The organism is Shewanella sp. Isolate8 (assembly GCF_022398495.1).
Classification (GTDB): domain Bacteria; phylum Pseudomonadota; class Gammaproteobacteria; order Enterobacterales; family Shewanellaceae; genus Shewanella; species Shewanella aquimarina.
This window is the reverse complement of the sequence record NZ_JAKEVI010000001.1, coordinates 171679-187512: the sequence shown is the minus strand read 5'-3', so window position 1 is coordinate 187512 and position 15834 is coordinate 171679. Positions and strand designations below refer to the sequence as shown.

The following is a 15834-nucleotide window of genomic DNA, read 5'->3' as shown; positions in this document are numbered from 1 at the left end:
CAACGCGTGGCATTTTTACTATACGTTGCGTTTAGTGTTTAAGGTGGTATGCGGGAGCTTTGGCATTGCGTTGCTCACACCTTAATGCGGCGTTTGGTATTCTTAGGAGTAGTAGTGAATTAAATATGACTAGAGAGCCGAAGTACCCGATAACAGTTCATTTTCTTGAAGACACAGAGATTGAAACTTATGATTCGGAATTGGAATTAGTTACTTCTTTAGAGTGGTTTGATAGTTCTGATCCTGAATGGAAAGTGAAAGTACAGGATGTGACTGGAGCGTCGATCAACTTAAAAGTTGATGCGTTGCAAGTCACCCTGCTTGAGTATAAATACCTAACAAACCGCTGACCATACATAAATGAATCCGAATCTGATGAAATAGATCTAAAGTTCTAACTCATTTCTGTCCAAAAAGGACTTAGCTTTTAGAAGATGATGGCTGCCAAGTGCGGCTACATCGAAGAGACAGATAACTCAGTGTATGCGCGCTTTTGGCCCTCGGCGGCATGGATGCCGCCGTGGAGCGTATAGGGATATATCCACAGCGTGCCAAAAGAGTGCATGCACACTCCCCGCCGGACAGGCGATTGATAAACCATGAAGCTATGGTTTAAAGCTCCCACCCAAGTACCTAAGTCAGGTAGATGCTTCAATAACAACTTACGGCTGCAATTAAACAATGACCTCTCAAGGCAATCGCAAATCCAATACGTTCGGATATCAAATCCGGCCAAATCGAAGAGATGGATAACTCAGTGCATGCACATTCCCCACCGGACAGGCGATTGATAAACCATGAAGCTCTGGTTTAAAGCTCCCATCCAAGTACCTAAGTCAGGTAGATGCAAAAACATCAAAATGAACCAACACTTCATTCAATCTGTCACAAATGTGTAAGCACATAAGGGTCGCTCTTTTGCATTCCTGCAATCGCGACATTGGTGCATCCATGCACTGCACCTGCTGCCAAGCAATTCAAAACAACTTAGGTTAACGCTACAGGTTAGTCGTTTAAAACCCAAAATATCCCCAACTTGAGAATGAGGAGTCTCAGCTACTCCTTAGCTACCCCTTTCGCCAACTTCAACTCCACCACATTCCCCTCGGGGTCATTGATATAGAGGGAGCGCCCAAACCCTTGGGCACCATATCTTTTGGCAAACCCTTGAGTGGTTATGCCCTGCTCACTGAGATAATCCAGCAGGGTCTGTTCCTCCATGGCCTCGATGAGCAGGCAGACATGGTCGACGTTGCGGCCATCTTGCTGCGGCGGCCCACCGCCGAGTCGCCCCAGGGGGCTGTCGCAGGTGACGATATCGATCAGCGCCTTGCCCGCCCGCAGCTGGGTTAGCCCCTCATCAGGGAGTTCCCGCTCGATGAGGCAGCCGAGCACGCCCTGATAGAAGGCCAGCATGGCAGGCAGATCTGTGGTGCGAAACACCAGATGATCTATCCCCAAGATCGCTAACATAGTCGCCTCTCCTCTGCTTATCTCCTGTGTTTATCTCCCCATGAGTATAGCCCGCCGCTAATTGTCACTGACAGTCGTGGCGAGCTAGTCTCGGCTAACCGTTTCGGCCAATAGTTGTAGCTAATATTTTTGGCCAAGCGCCCACTCCGGGTAATTGGCGGTAGGCTTAAGCCCAAAATTGGCGTAGCTTGTCATTATCAGGTTCCATGGAGATAGGTGATGAAACACGGTAAGCACGACGCACAGCTGTTAAAACTGGCGCTGGAGATAGGCGTAGGCTATGCCAAGAAACGCGGCTTTAGCGACTTTGGTCAAGGCATCTCCCCCAAGGACAAGGTGGAATGCATCTACCGCCTGTTGGTGCAGGACAAGCTCATCCAGCCACTGGCCACGGATAAGGAAGATGGCCCCAACATGAAACACAAGTTGATCCTCTGGATCCATCGCCAGCTCCCCGAGGATCACCCCCTCAAAGAATGACCCTAAGCCTGAGCATGGCGGGCCATTCAGACCTTTGCTCGCCCTCAAGCCGTTGATCTCTATCAAACCTTAGGCCGATTCCCGGCAGCGAGGGCTGAGATGAGCTATAGATCTAGCATCACCTCAGCCTAAATGCACAAGGAGTTTCCGTGGCCGGGCCAGGACTCTCGAGTCAAGTGGCGGCCGAGCGGCTCGAACAACATGGGCCTAATTGCCTGCCCAAGCCGGCAAGACTCAGCTTCGTCCGCCTGTTTATCCTGCAATTTAAGAGCGCCTTCATCTACGTGCTGCTCGCGGCCTTCATCGCCTGTCTGCTGCTGGGTCAGTTACTCAATGCCATCTTTATCTTCGCCGTGCTGCTGCTCAACGCCATCATAGGCACAGTGCAGGAATACTCGGCCCAGCAGGCGGCCGACGCCCTGAGTAAGATGGTGCCCTCCCAAACCAAGGTGATCCGCGACGGCCACCCCAAGCTGGTCGACAGCATGAGCCTGGTGCCCGGCGACTATATTCTGCTCACAAACGGCGATCGCATTGGCGCCGATATCCGCATCGAGCGTCACAACCAGTTTAAGGTGGATGAGTCGGCGCTCACAGGCGAGTCGCTGGCGGTGAACAAGACAGACCTCGCCTTCGCCGGCACCCTGGTCACCCATGGACGGGCCGAGGGCGAAGTGGTCGCCACCGGCGCCCGCACCCAGATAGGCCAGATAGCCGCACTGGTGCGTCAGGGCGGCAGCGCCAAGCCCCCCTTGATGCAGCGTATCGAGCGCTTCACCCTGATCATCGCCATCGCCACCTTAGTGATCATCGCCCTCATCTTCGGCCTCACCCTGCTGCGGGGCGCCGATCTCTCCCAGGTGTTCCTGCTGGGTGTCGCGCTGGCGGTCTCCGCCATTCCCGAGGGGCTGCCGGCGGCCATCACGGTCGCCCTGGCCATCGGCATGAAGCGCATGTCTCAGGCCAATGTGATCGTCCGCAAGTTGGTGGCGGTGGAATCCTTAGGCTCCTGTACCTATATCGCCTCGGATAAGACGGGCACCCTGACGGTCAACGAGATGACCATCAGCCAGATCAGTCTGCTGAGCGGCGAGCGCTACCATGTGTCAGGTACAGGGCTGTCGCCGACCGGGCTGGTGCATAAACATGGCCACGGGGTGCCTGTGTCGGCCGGGCGCGATCCCCAGTTGCACCGCCTGGCACTCACCGGCGTACTGGCCAACGAGGCCCACCTTATCTTCGAGGCCGAGCAGGGTCATGCGGATCAGATTCATGCCGACGGTGACGGGGTAGATCTCGCCTTCCTGACCCTGGGCTATAAGCTCAACCTCGAGATGGATAAGGCCAAGCAGCCGCCCCAGGAGCGACTATTTGCCTACGAATCGGAGAACCAGTTCAGCGCCAGCATCAACCTGATAGAGGGGCGCTCTGTGGTCTCGGTGAAGGGCGCGGTGGAGAAGCTGCTGACCATGTGCCAACTCGATGAGCAACAGACTCAGGCGGTACTGGATGAGACCCATTGGCTGGCGAGGCATGGCTACCGGGTGCTAGCACTAGCCAGCGGCGAGGTCAGCGACCCACACCATCTAGTGCAAGAGCCGGATTTTCTCGGCTTGGACTTTCTGGGTTTAGTGGCCATGAGCGATCCCCTGCGGGAAGATGCCATCGAGGCGGTGGCCCTGTGTCAGCAGGCACAGATCAAGGTGGCCATGATCACCGGCGACCACCCTGTGACCGCCCTGGCACTGGCGCGTCAGCTCAAGCTGGCCAACGATCAGGATGGGGTGATCACAGGCGAGCAGCTCACCCAGGCCCAGCAGCAGAGTCTGACCGACTTCGACAGCCTCATCGCCAACCACAGGGTATTTGCCCGGGTACAACCCAGACAGAAGATGGAGATCACCGAGTCCCTTATCCGCCAGGGCGAGTTTGTCGCCATGACGGGCGATGGCGTCAACGATGCCCCGGCGCTGAAGCATGCCCACGTGGGCATTGCCATGGGCCGCAAGGGTACAGATGTGGCACGCGAGAGCGCCGATCTGGTGCTCACCGACGACAGATTCAGCTCCATCGTCAAGGGGATCATCGAGGGGCGCATCGTCTACAACAACATCCGCAAGGTGATCTATCTGCTGATCAGCACAGGCGCCGCCGAGCTCTTGCTGTTTATCTTAAGCGTGCTGTTTGCCCAGCCTATACCGCTGTTTCCGCTGCAGATCCTCTGGCTTAACCTGGTCACCAATGGTGTGCAGGACGTGGCGCTAGCCTTCGAGCCGGGGGAAGGCCATGAGATAGACCAGCCGCCGCGCAAGCCCAGCGAGCCCATCTTCGATCGCCTGATGCTGGAAAGGCTTATCGTCAGCGCCCTATGGATGGGGATAATGGCCTTCGGCCTCTTCTCCCTGGTACTGGCCATGGGCAATAGTGAGAATGACGCCCGTAACCTGACCCTGATGCTGATGGTGCTGTTTGAGAATGTGCATGCCCTCAACAGCCGCTCCGAGCGCAACTCACTGCTGCGTATGCCGATGCTGAGCAACCCGCTGCTGCTGTTTGGTATCGTCTTGGCCCAGGGGATCCATATAGGCGCCAGTTATACGCCCGGCTTGAGCCAGGCGCTGGGGATCAGCCCCATAGGGCTGGGACAGTGGCTGATACTGCTGAGCGCGGCATCGACGCTGCTGTTTATCGATGAATATCACAAGCGTCTCTGGCGTCAGCAGCACAGACCCAAGGTTAGGCAGGCAACAGCTGATCGTCAGCTGGAATGATGAGCACATTGCTGCGAATGCGACTTAACATGGCCTCGGCGGTATTGCCTATGACCATGCCCATCAGCCCCTTACGCTGGCGGGCGCCCATCACCAGATAGGCCGCCTTAAGGCGACAGGAAAGCTCATACAGGCAGAGATCGGGATCGCCCGCCAGGAAGTGGACATGCTCCTGATGCAGACCTATCTCATCCAGCTGGGGCTGATACCTGTGATAGGCGTCCTTCACTAGAGTGCGGGTGTCGATAAGATCCATGTCTCGCAAGATCTTGGGCACGCGTATGATATAGGCCAGATGCAACTGGCAATTCATGGCCTCTGCCAGCTGCTGGCCATGTTGAATGACGCACTGATTGAGCTTCTGCTTGATGGCGTTGTCGCTACCCAGATCGACCGCCATCAGCACGGTTCGGGCACGCTGCAAGGGGTTGTCGCATAACATCATCAGGGGAATACGCACATGGCGGATAAGTTGCCAGTCCATCGGCAGATAATGGGTCTTGTGATGCACCGCCTTAACCATGAGGTCGAACCCATGACGAATAGAGTGATGACAGGCGTGTTCGAACAAATCTTTGCTCCAGACGCTATGTACGGCAACGTCATCGGCCTTAAGCTGTTTCAGCTTGGCGGCGATCTCCTCGCTACGCTGGCGCATCAGCGCCACCTTGGCCGCCGCCGCGAGCCTGGGGTTGTAATGCTCCTTACCCGCAAAGGATTCGTAGCTGTAGGCAAACACCTCCGCCTCCTTCTTCAGCCTCTTGGCCAAGGCGATCCCCGTCTCGATGGCATCGGCCTGCTGCTCGGCTTTCTGGGAAATAATAAACACCTTGTCCATGGTCATCTCCTGTCGGCAAGTATCCACTTGAGCTTAGTCACACTCCGTGAGTTACGCCTTGATCTCGGTCATCAAAATGATCAAGATCACATTATCACCACTGCCGGGGAGTCTCGCCTACCATGGCCATAGATAACTTCGTCTTGTCCCTGTGTTTGATTCTGCTCTTTGGTCGCTTGCTCGGAGAGGCCTTTAAGCGGCTGCAACTCCCCGCCGTGGTCGGTGAGATCCTGGCCGGGATCCTCATCGGCCCCAGCCTGCTGGGCTGGATAGCCCCCAACGAGACCTTGGCCGTGATGGCCGAACTCGGCGTGATCTTGCTGCTGTTTTCTATCGGCTGCGAAACCTCTATCAAGCGTCTGTTTCAGGCGGGTAACAGCGCGGTCGGCGTCGCCCTGCTTGGAATCGCCCTGCCCGCCGTGGTCATTGGCCTGGTATGCCTCCTCTATCTGGAGCTGCCTGGCTTTACCTCCCTCTATCTGGGCTGCGCCCTTACCGCCACAAGCATAGGCATATCGATACGGGTAATGGCGCAGGCCAATCAGTCACAGAGCCAGGAGGGTCACATCATCTTAGGCGCCGCGGTGATCGACGATATTGCCGGGGTGATCCTACTTAGCCTGCTGTTTAACTTTGCCAGCTCGGGCGAGGTGGGACTGATCTCGAGCGGCCTGTTGATCCTCAAGATCGTCGGCTTCCTGCTGCTGGCACCGCCCATGGCGCGGCTGCTCTTATATCTGTTTCGCGCCGTCAAACCCAGAGAGGAAGAGACAGGCTATGAGGCGATCGTCACCATGATCCTCATCTGTCTGTTTGCCTGGCTGGCCCACGCCCTGCACGCCCCCGCCCTGCTCGGTGGCTTCGCCGTCGGCCTGGCGCTCAGTCGCCAATTTATCTCGCCCCTCAATCGTTACCTGCAAAACCCCTTCGCTTTCACCCACGAGATGGAGGTGGAGTCCAAGCCTCTGGTAGACATCTTCGCCCCCATCTTCTTCGTCTATGTGGGGATAAGCTTAGATCTGAGCCAGATAGACCTAGGCTGGACTGGCCTGTTTACCCTGTTGATGCTGTCCGTGTTGGCGATAATCACCAAGATGATGGCCGGTCTTAGAGTGCCTGGCTCGCTGAGATCTAAAACGATCGTCGGCAGCGCCATGGTGCCACGGGGCGAGGTGGGACTGGTGTTTGCCGAGATGGGGCTGCAGATGGAGATCATCTCGCCTAAGCTGTTCACCGAGCTGGTGCTGATCATCGCCATCACCACGCTGGCGGGGCCTTTGCTGCTCAAGTTAGCACTGGCGAAAGAGGTTAGAAAGGATGGCTAACACGGGTCTAAAACCCGACGCTAACTCACGGGCAAAAAAATACCCGCCATCAGGCGGGTATTTAGCATTTAGGGTCTTAAGTTAGACAGGAGAGACTACGAAGAGCAGCTCACCCTGTGAAACCTGCTGACCATTGCTGTTTAGGATACGCTCGATGCGGTACTGCTTATCCTCTGGATAGAGTACGGCGCCCTGGCGGTTGAAGCCAGCCAGTGTCACCTGAGAGAACATCTTCATCGCTTCGGTCAGTGCCAGTGTCTGATCCACAGTCACTATGTCACCTTCCTTAACGAAGTCGGCTTCACCCGGTGCCGGAGAGGTGTAGAAGATACCTGCACCTTGAGCCAGTACCTTAAGCTCGTTACTCTCACCCACACGCAGCGACTCGGTATCTACACCTACTGTCTCGGCGGCGGCTTCCATCTCGGCGATCAGTGCCGGAATATCCAGCTCGGCCATGAAGCGTGGCAGGTAGTTGGTGTCGTAAACGCCTTCGTTGAAGGTGCCATCTTTCAGGATACGAGTCAGCAGTGGGATGTTGGTCGCGATACCCTTGATCACTACCTGGTTAGCCAGGTAGTCATGCAACTTGTTGATCACATCTTCACGGCTCTCACCACGGCAGATGATCTGGGCGATCAGGCTGTCGTAGTATGGTGAAACCTCTTTGCCTTCACCGGCGATAGAGATGATCTCGATATCGTCACGTTCTGGGATCACACACTCGGTGATCAGACCTGGATGCGGCAGTAGCTGCAGCACACCGTTGCTGTCCAGCGCGGCCTTCTCGGCAGTCACACGAACCTCGATGGCGTAGCCAATCTCTTGTGGCTCGAGATCTTCGATAGAGCGACCCGCGGCGATGTCGAAGCCGGCGCTCACGATATCGATACCAGAGGTAGCCTCGGTCACTGGGTGCTCAACCTGCAGACGTGTGTTCATCTCCATGAAGTAGACTTCGTTGGCATCCAGGTTGTAGATGAACTCTACGGTACCTGCACCCATGTAGTCTGTCGCGTCACCTAGGGCACGGGTGTATTCCATCACCTTCTGCTTCAGCTCTTCAGGCAGCATGGTTGAACCAGATTCTTCGATCACCTTCTGGTTGTTACGCTGTACCGAACAGTCACGCAGACCCAGTACCTTGGTATTGCCAAACTTGTCACGCAGCAACTGAACTTCGATATGACGCAGTGAGGTCACATACTTCTCTAGGTAGAGGTCGCCGTTACCGAAGGCCGCAGCCGCTTCGGTAGAGGTCTTCTGGAACAGAGAGATCATATCTTCTGGACGCTCAACGACCTGGATACCCTTACCGCCACCGCCTTGTACCGCTTTAAGCAGCACTGGGTAGCCAATTTCGTTAGCCACGTTCACCGCCTGCTCGGCATTGGTCAGAATACCGTGGCTACCTGGTACTACAGGCACGTTTTGCGACTGCGAGGTCTTGATCGCGTTCGACTTGTTACCCATAGTCGTCATTGAGTGCACACTTGGACCGACGAAGTTAACGCCGTTGTTCACACACAGAGCCGCAAACTGCGGGCTTTCCGATAGGAAACCGATACCTGGGTGCAGCGCGTCGACCTGCTCGTACTCGGCAACCTTCAATACCGAGTAGGCATTGAGGTAACTCTCGTCTGAGGTGTTACCACCGATACAGACCAGCTTGTCGTTTTCGTTCAGCATGTCGGCTGGTACCGAGGTCATATCAGGATCTGACGCCACCAGTACCACCTTGATGTCGTTGTCGTGAGCCTTGCGGATCAGTTTCACCGCAGTACAGCCACGGGCGTGTACCAGTACCTTGTCGATCGGCTTCATCAGCTGACGCGGATCGTCCTGTACCAACTCTTCCTCGGTGATCAACATCTCAGGCACCAAGGTCGACAGGGCGTTGCCAATCACATCCACAACCTTGGCCGTTGGCTTAGGCATGAGTGGATCTATGCTGCTGAGCTGATCGTCAATAGTATCGCTAAATGGGTTGGTGACCAGGGCGTTCATGGCGCCAGGTACCTTAGACAGATAGTTCGACAGGGTCGAGGTAGACGGCAGGTATGCAGGTACTACCATCTGACCGGCGAACGGCATGTTGGTGCCAGAGAAGTAGTAGGTCTGTACTAACGGGTGCGTCACGAAGCTCGCCTGTGCACCACCGGTACAGTCACCGAAACCAAACATCAATACCGGCAATTCGTTGTCACGAATGAAACGGGTAATACGGTCGTTCACTACCGCCATAGAGAAGAGCGCCGCAGCACCTTCTTTGGTCTGCATACCACCAGAGCTGATAAAGCAGATCACCGGCAGCTTACGCTTAGCACATTCGATCAGCAGTGCTGAGAACTTCTCTGCAGAAGCCATATCGAAGGCACCGGCCTGGAAGGCGGTGTTAGACACGGCGACACCGACACGCATGGTTTGTCCATTGTGCTCGAAGTCCGCGGTACCTGTGATCAGGCCGCAAGGACGAATCCCCTTGTCTAGCGCGTCTTCGATAGAGAGACGGAAGCCAGGGAAGTTCAGCAGGTTAGCCGACATCTTGTCGCCGTTTAGCTCTTCAAACTCGGTGAAGAACTTGGCAATCACACTATCCCAGCTCATCTTACCGGCGCGCTTCTCGTCACGCAGCACCTTCTGGATCAGCAGATCCTGATAACCCATGGTCAAACGGTTCCAGAAGTCTTTACGACGACCGATACGCACTGGGTTGATGGCACCCGTGTACTCGCTGCTCTCCTCTTCGCTGGCGAAGTATTCTGGCAGCAGACGCTCGAAGAAATAGGTCAGGATAACGAATAGAGAGTCGTTAAGCTGAGGGAAACCAACACTCTTCCACTGCTCAGTCTTGGTCAGCAGATCGGCGCGGTTAGACTGAGACATGAAGTACTTCAGCCACTTGTAGAACTTGTTCTTGTCGTTCGCGGTATCCTGCTTAGAGATAGCACGGTCGATAGAGTCATGCAGCAGGCCGTCAACCGAGGCGCGCGACAGGCTCTTAGACATCATGGCTTCTTTCGCGATAGAGGCAAGGTTGCCCACGACGTTGTCGTACAGCGCGTTGAAGATCAGGATGTTATGACATTGCCAGATGAAGTCTTCGCGCAGCTCTTCGTGCACGATCACGTCCAGTACTGTCAGCTGGTTCAGCTCAGGCCAGTCTGCCTGAGTCACCTCGTCTGGAAGGCTCTCAAGGTAGTGGATCAGCCCCTTGAAGTTGTTCTCGGCGTTGCTCTTCCATCTGTGGTACAGCGACCAACCGATGTTAAACAACAGCGCCTTACGGGCCTTCTTATAGTTCTGCTTCGGCTCACCCAAGATGAGGCGAGTCAGCATGTTACGCTCGGTAGAGACTTCGTCACGCTTGGCGGTGAAGTTGCCCCACAGCTTGTTCAGCTCTTCATCGTATACCAGCTTGTCTGGGCTAGAGAGCCAAGACTGGAACACCTTGTCCTGCTCCTGCTGAATACGCGCCAGCAGGTCACCCTCGGGCACACTCACCTTAGACAGGCGACCGTACTGCTCCTGAGAGATCGAATGGATACGGCTACGCAGCGTCAGATAACGCAGGTAACGGTATGAGCTACCAAACAGGTTGAGGTGCATGGTGGGGTTGTTGGCCACCGACAGCTCGGCGTGATGCTCAAGCGCTTCCAGGTTCTTTGAAGGCTCAAGGAAACGGTTAAGGCTGCGATCATAGTGCTCGCGCAGATCCTTAGATTCGCGAACGAACTGAACCGCCGCCTGCTCAACCGCCTCTATACTGCTGATGATGGCGCGGCGTAGGTTGTGCTGACGCTCATCCTTGTCAGATGGCGAGAAGTCGATGATGCCATCGATACAACCTGAGGTGTAAAGCTCCTCTGGCGACACGCCTACCGACTTAGCACACTCCTGCCAAGAGAGGTTGTACTTGCGGGCGATGCTCTGCAGACCCTGTGGCTGAATGGTGTTGAAGATACCGTCGCGCAGGGACAACAGAATGTTAGCCGCGGCCAGTGGGATGGCACCACCAGAGTAACCGGCACCGATAACGATACCTACGGTAGGCACGTCGACATTAGCACTCTCGGCAATCGCCTTAGAGATGGAGTGCGCCTGGTTCTGGCTGTTGGCAATTTCACCAGCATCGGCACCCGGTGTGTCGATGAGGTAAACGATAGGCATTGAAAGTTCGGCAAAATGACGAATGGCCGTGCAGGCCGCCAGGTGATGCTCTGGCATCCAGGCACCATTGCTCGTGGTACGTTCCTGGGCGATAAAACCGATGCGGCGAGTGCGAGATCCAAAATTCAGTTCGATCTCGGCACTATAAAAAGGCCCCATATGTTTTTCGACAATTAACTTGCCTTTCAGATCCGCAATCACGCGCTTGGCGCCTGGGCGGCTCTTATCTAAGGTAGGTTGAATGACTTTGGCCACATAGCCGTCAACATCCAACTGTTCTAACTCTTTTAAGTTAGCTTGTATTTCATCGTCGCTGAGCAGACCGTTGATCTGCTGTGAAAGACTCTGCTTGCTATGCTTAGGAAACAGAGAAAAATCCTGTGCCAAATGTTCAGCTTGAAGAAAAAGCGGATCGGCTGTTTGAACCTGAGTCGTGTTTGTGGGCTGATTGTTGCTGGTCATCAATAGATCCTCTGCTTTAGCCTCTAAAATTTTTAGCCCATAAATATAGCTTTGTTATAGGGTCAAATGCTATTAAACTGGCTTAGACGCTTTGTTCCATATTTGAGACAGTGATAAATAATGCCAGATTTGAACGGTATGATGCTCTTTGCGGCCGTCGTTCGCGCCAAGGGTTTCTCCCAGGCAGCCCGCAATACGGGCATGCCAAAATCAACCATTAGTCGTAAGGTGGCTCAGCTCGAAGAGCAGCTCGGCGTGCGCCTGTTACAGCGCGATACCCGCAATCTTAGCCTGACTCAGGTTGGGGCGCTTTTTTACCAGCATTGCAGTAGTATTAGCGATGAAATCGAGGCTGCCAAGGCGACCATAGAAAATACGCATAATGACGTATCGGGTTCACTGCGCATCGCCATCCCGGTTTCCTTCAGCCAGGAGCTGATTGCCAGTCTCTGCAGCAGCTTCATGCGTCTCTACCCTAACGTGGATCTCGATGTCCAATTTACCGATAGCGATGTGGGCCTAGTAGGCGAAGGCTATGATATCGCCATCAAGTACGGGCCGCTGCAATCCTCCGACTTAGTCGCCCGCCTGTTGTTTGAGCGCCAACCCATACTGGTGGCCAGCCCAGGCTACCTCAAGGCCAAAGGTACCCCGGCGACTCCCCAAGATCTCAGGGAGCATAGCGGCATACTGCTGGGGACCTCACGCTCGGCGCCCATCTGGCCCCTGGGCAAGGGCGATCGCAAGACCATGGTCAATTTCAAGCGTAAGGTCAGGGTGAATAGCGCCATCATGGTCAAACAGCTAGTATTGGATGATTTCGGTATTGCCATGCTCTCTAACTCAGTGTGTAAGAACGAGCTGGCTGGCGGCAGCCTGGTGCCTCTGCTGCAGGAGTGGCCCATGGAACCCTTCAAGGTGTATGGCGTCTATTCCAGTCGACGACAGCTGGCCACCAACATCAGCGTCTTCCTCGATTTCTTTACCAAACGCTTCAACAGCCACGAGTCGCTGCAATCTTTGATGATGTAGCTTATGGTCTTACATCTGGCAGCCTTAACAGCTTCCTAGCTTCTGCCATCACATCCTATCCTTACATCCAGCCCTTGGCCGTGAGGAGCTGTTTCACCACGCGCTTGCGTAACGCCAGATCATTATCTGTGGCAATATCCATATTCATGGCGAAGAAGTAGGTGTTCTCCTCTCGCTCGAGCCAGCCGACCCACCAGCCAAGCTTCTGTCCCTGGCGCACGCCATAGCCTGTCTTGGCTCTGAGCACCCATTCGCCGTTGGCCTGGTTAAGCATCATAGTCTTGACGATACGCTGACTGCGCTCGGACACCGGCAGTTGATTGTGATACAGGCGCCGCAGGAAGTGCACCTGCTCAAGGGCCGAAATCGCTAAGTCACCGTCGAGCCAGAAGCTGTCGAGTCCGCCGCCGATATTGGCATTGCCATAGCCGAGATGAGCCAGGCCTTGGGCCATGCGCTCGGACCCCAGCTGCAATGCGAGTTTCTGGTAGATGGGCACCACGGAATACTTCATCGCACCGGTAAAGCTGTGGTCGCGATTCCAGGGATTATAGGTGCGTTTCACCCCATCCCAGGCAAACTGGCTATGCTCGTCTTTCACTATGCCCGCCTCGAGCAGCAACAGGCTATGGGGGATCTTAAAGGTAGAGGCGGGTATATAGGCATGGCGGCTGCGGGCGAGATCGTTGGTGCTTAGGGCTCCCCTGTTATCATCCATCAATACCAGGACGCCCCTTGCACCGAGCGCTTCGAATGCCGCCTGTATCTCACCGTCTAGCTCGATCGGCTCGGCCGCCTCATGTTCGGCGGACTTATGTTCAACCACCTTATATTCGCCCACCTTATTTTCGAACACAGATAGTGAAGCCGCCTGCGCCTGAGACGCCGCGGCCGCACTACCCGCCCAGATAAACAGGCCTAAGCTGAGCAGCCCCAGATAACTTAAGGTGCAAATCAATCGATAAGCCAAGCCATTACTCAGGCCATAACTCAAGCCACCAGTAAGGCGACTACTCAGGCTGTCACCCCGCCGTTGACCTAGACTAACCCGCATTGTCATCGCCCCTCCTCCCCAAAAAACAGTTAGCCAAAATTCACCATCAGGCCCATCAGATTACCAGGCTCAAGTCTAGCAAGTCATCTCATAGCCAAGCGGGCAAACTCATGATGATTTGTGTCAAGAATCTGGCATTTTATCAAGCCATCTCAAGTCTTTATTTGCAGGCAGATGTCGTGCATACTCAGTTGTTGACTATAATAATTTCAAATTGATAACCGCCCTGAGCCATCATTGCCCAACATCGGCCATTGGCTGAATGTCAGGGTAAGAGGTTTTTGCAAAGGAACCATCTCATGCGTAAAACAGCCATAGCCCTGGCGATGACCAGCTTACTGAGTACCAGCGCCTTCGCCAGTCTGGATCTCGAAGAACTGCGCCTGCCTAAGGCGACACAGGCCATGCCCGACGTCGTCAATCGCTATCAAGCCCTGGTCGACAGTCTGGACGAGAAATATCGCCAGCAGAAAGATGAACTCATCATGACACAGATGGTGGCCCACCAAGGCGAGCGTCTATGGCAACAGGCCGTCAGAGACGTGCAATCAGGCGGACAGGATGACAGATCCCTCTACTGGAGCCGTCTGGCGATGAAGAAGACGCTCAAGCAGTCGAAGCCCGCCTTTAACATGGCCGACTGGCAGCGCACCATATTACTCAAGGCGGTAGAGAAATCTTCCCGCGGCTTCAGCGACATCCACTTCGATGAGGACAGCCAGATCCGTATTCTGCTCACCGGCTTCGACCCCTTCTTCCTGGATCGTCACATAGATCAGAGCAATCCCTCGGGATTAACTGCACTCGCATTAGACGGCTACAAGTTTAGCGTCGACGGCAAGAAGGTCCAGATAGAGACGGTGATGATTCCGGTTCGCTTTGCCGACTTCGACCAGGGGATCATCGAATCCTTACTGACCCCTGTCTATCGTGAAAACAGCGTCAACGCCATCTTCACCGTCAGCATGGGGCGCGACGACTTCGACCTAGAGCGCTTCCCCGGCCGCAACCGCAGCGCCGCCGCGCCCGATAACCTCAATGTGCTGACTGGCGCCACGGCCCAGTCGCCACAGGCGCCTATGTTCGATGGCAAGCCCCTCTATGGGCCTGAGTTCGTCGAGTTCTCGCTACCGGTCGGCGCCATGCAGTCGGTCAAGGGGAGATGGAAGGTCAACGACAACCATACCGTCACTACCCTTTCACGGGGCGAGTTCGACGCCAGCTCATTGGCTGAACTGCAAAACGCCACCTCGGTCAATGGATCTGGCGGGGGTTATCTCTCCAACGAGATCTCCTACCGCGCCGTATTACTGGGCCAGCGTTTCAACAGTGGCATCAAGGTAGGTCATATCCATACGCCAAGGGTAGCCGCCTATGAGGCCGAGACAGAGATGGCGATAGTGGATCAGGTCAAGGAGATGGTCAAAGCTGCGGCAACCCGGCTATAATCCTCCCCCTAAGACGCCCGCCAAGACGGTGGGCGTCAATGACCCTAAGCCCTAATATGTTTCGACCACTGCAATCCCTGTTTCGCTCAAAGGCGCAAGACACACAGGCGCCCAAGTCAAAAGTAGCTAAATCCGATCTCAATGCCCATCAGCAGCGCATCGTCGCCGCCGTCGAGTCTTGCTATCAGACTGCCGAGCAGAAGCTTGGACGCAGCTTTCCCCGCCCCGAGGTCAACTTCAAGCTCAGGGGCAAGAGCGCCGGTACCGCCCATCTGCAGCTCAACAAGCTCAGGTTTAATCCAGTATTGCTCGAGGAGAATCCAGAGGAGTTTGTCGACCAGGTGGTGCCCCATGAGATCTGCCATCTGCTCGCCTATCGCCTCTTTGGCCGGGTCAAGCCCCACGGCAAGGAGTGGCAGGCGCTGATGATAAACCTCTATGGCCTGACACCCAGAACAACACACAGCCTGAATACCGCTTCTGTCGCCGGTCAGACCTTCGATTATGCTTGCCGCTGCGGCGTGGTCCCACTGAGCATTCGCAGGCATAACAAGGTACAGCGCCAGCAGACCCAGTATCGCTGTCGGCGCTGTAAGAAGACCCTGAGCCGAGTCCATGACCAACCATGATGAACCCGGCTTAACTTGCCTGAACTGAGTCGATTCCCGTAGAATCGGCTTAACTATCTGCTTAGATATCGAGTTAACTTTCGGGTTAGATATCGACATAGCTATCGGCGTCCTCACCATGGGGCCGAACACTCACCTTGTCACCAAGCCAG

The 15834-nt window shown here is 55.1% G+C and carries 11 protein-coding genes; 7 read left to right on the top strand and 4 right to left on the bottom strand.

What is annotated here, in order from left to right; all coding sequences use genetic code 11:
- The first annotated feature begins 125 nt into the window (after positions 1-125).
- Positions 126-350 (top strand): hypothetical protein, encoded by a 225-nt coding sequence (locus tag L1D43_RS00830; protein ID WP_239849565.1) that lies wholly within the window; start codon positions 126-128, stop codon positions 348-350.
- 706 nt (positions 351-1056) lie between these two features.
- Here L1D43_RS00830 and L1D43_RS00825 read toward each other — a convergent pair.
- Positions 1057-1473 carry a VOC family protein gene (locus tag L1D43_RS00825; RefSeq protein WP_239849564.1) on the bottom strand — a complete coding sequence of 139 codons (417 nt, stop codon included), beginning with the start codon at positions 1471-1473 and terminating at the stop codon, positions 1057-1059.
- A gap of 219 nt (positions 1474-1692) precedes the next feature.
- Here L1D43_RS00825 and L1D43_RS00820 point away from each other — a divergent pair, with 219 nt between their 5' ends.
- Complete coding sequence (locus L1D43_RS00820) at positions 1693-1953, top strand: DUF5062 family protein (protein WP_239849563.1); 261 nt, start codon at positions 1693-1695, stop codon at positions 1951-1953.
- A gap of 149 nt (positions 1954-2102) precedes the next feature.
- A complete protein-coding gene (locus L1D43_RS00815; RefSeq protein ID WP_239849562.1) occupies positions 2103-4724 on the top strand; it encodes an HAD-IC family P-type ATPase in 2622 nt (873 codons plus the stop codon).
- On the opposite strand, the gene L1D43_RS00810 is transcribed toward L1D43_RS00815, so the two are convergent.
- Positions 4690-5562 (bottom strand): universal stress protein, encoded by an 873-nt coding sequence (locus tag L1D43_RS00810; RefSeq protein ID WP_239849561.1) that lies wholly within the window; start codon positions 5560-5562, stop codon positions 4690-4692. The genes L1D43_RS00815 and L1D43_RS00810 overlap by 35 nt on opposite strands.
- 122 nt (positions 5563-5684) lie before the next feature.
- Here L1D43_RS00810 and L1D43_RS00805 point away from each other — a divergent pair, with 122 nt between their 5' ends.
- Positions 5685-6887: a cation:proton antiporter gene (locus tag L1D43_RS00805; RefSeq protein ID WP_239849560.1), complete on the top strand. Its 1203-nt coding sequence runs from the start codon at positions 5685-5687 to the stop codon at positions 6885-6887.
- Between the two features lie 81 nt (positions 6888-6968).
- Here L1D43_RS00805 and L1D43_RS00800 read toward each other — a convergent pair whose 3' ends face one another.
- Positions 6969-11519, bottom strand: coding sequence for a biotin carboxylase N-terminal domain-containing protein (locus L1D43_RS00800; protein ID WP_239849559.1), 4551 nt, complete (start codon positions 11517-11519; stop codon positions 6969-6971).
- Between the two features lie 120 nt (positions 11520-11639).
- Here L1D43_RS00800 and L1D43_RS00795 point away from each other — a divergent pair, with 120 nt between their 5' ends.
- On the top strand, positions 11640-12551 hold the full coding sequence (locus L1D43_RS00795) for a LysR family transcriptional regulator (RefSeq protein ID WP_239849558.1): 912 nt from the start codon (positions 11640-11642) through the stop codon (positions 12549-12551).
- 61 nt (positions 12552-12612) lie between these two features.
- On the opposite strand, the gene blaOXA is transcribed toward L1D43_RS00795, so the two are convergent.
- On the bottom strand, positions 12613-13611 hold the full coding sequence (gene blaOXA, locus L1D43_RS00790) for a class D beta-lactamase (RefSeq protein WP_239849557.1): 999 nt from the start codon (positions 13609-13611) through the stop codon (positions 12613-12615).
- 293 nt (positions 13612-13904) lie between these two features.
- On the opposite strand from blaOXA, the gene L1D43_RS00785 reads away from it, so the two are divergent.
- Both L1D43_RS00785 and L1D43_RS00780 read left to right on the top strand, forming a co-directional pair.
- Positions 13905-15053: a hypothetical protein gene (locus L1D43_RS00785; protein ID WP_239849556.1), complete on the top strand. Its 1149-nt coding sequence runs from the start codon at positions 13905-13907 to the stop codon at positions 15051-15053.
- A gap of 38 nt (positions 15054-15091) precedes the next feature.
- Entirely contained in the window at positions 15092-15682 is a 591-nt protein-coding gene (locus L1D43_RS00780) for a SprT family zinc-dependent metalloprotease (protein ID WP_239849555.1), read from the top strand.
- The last annotated feature ends 152 nt before the right edge of the window (positions 15683-15834 follow it).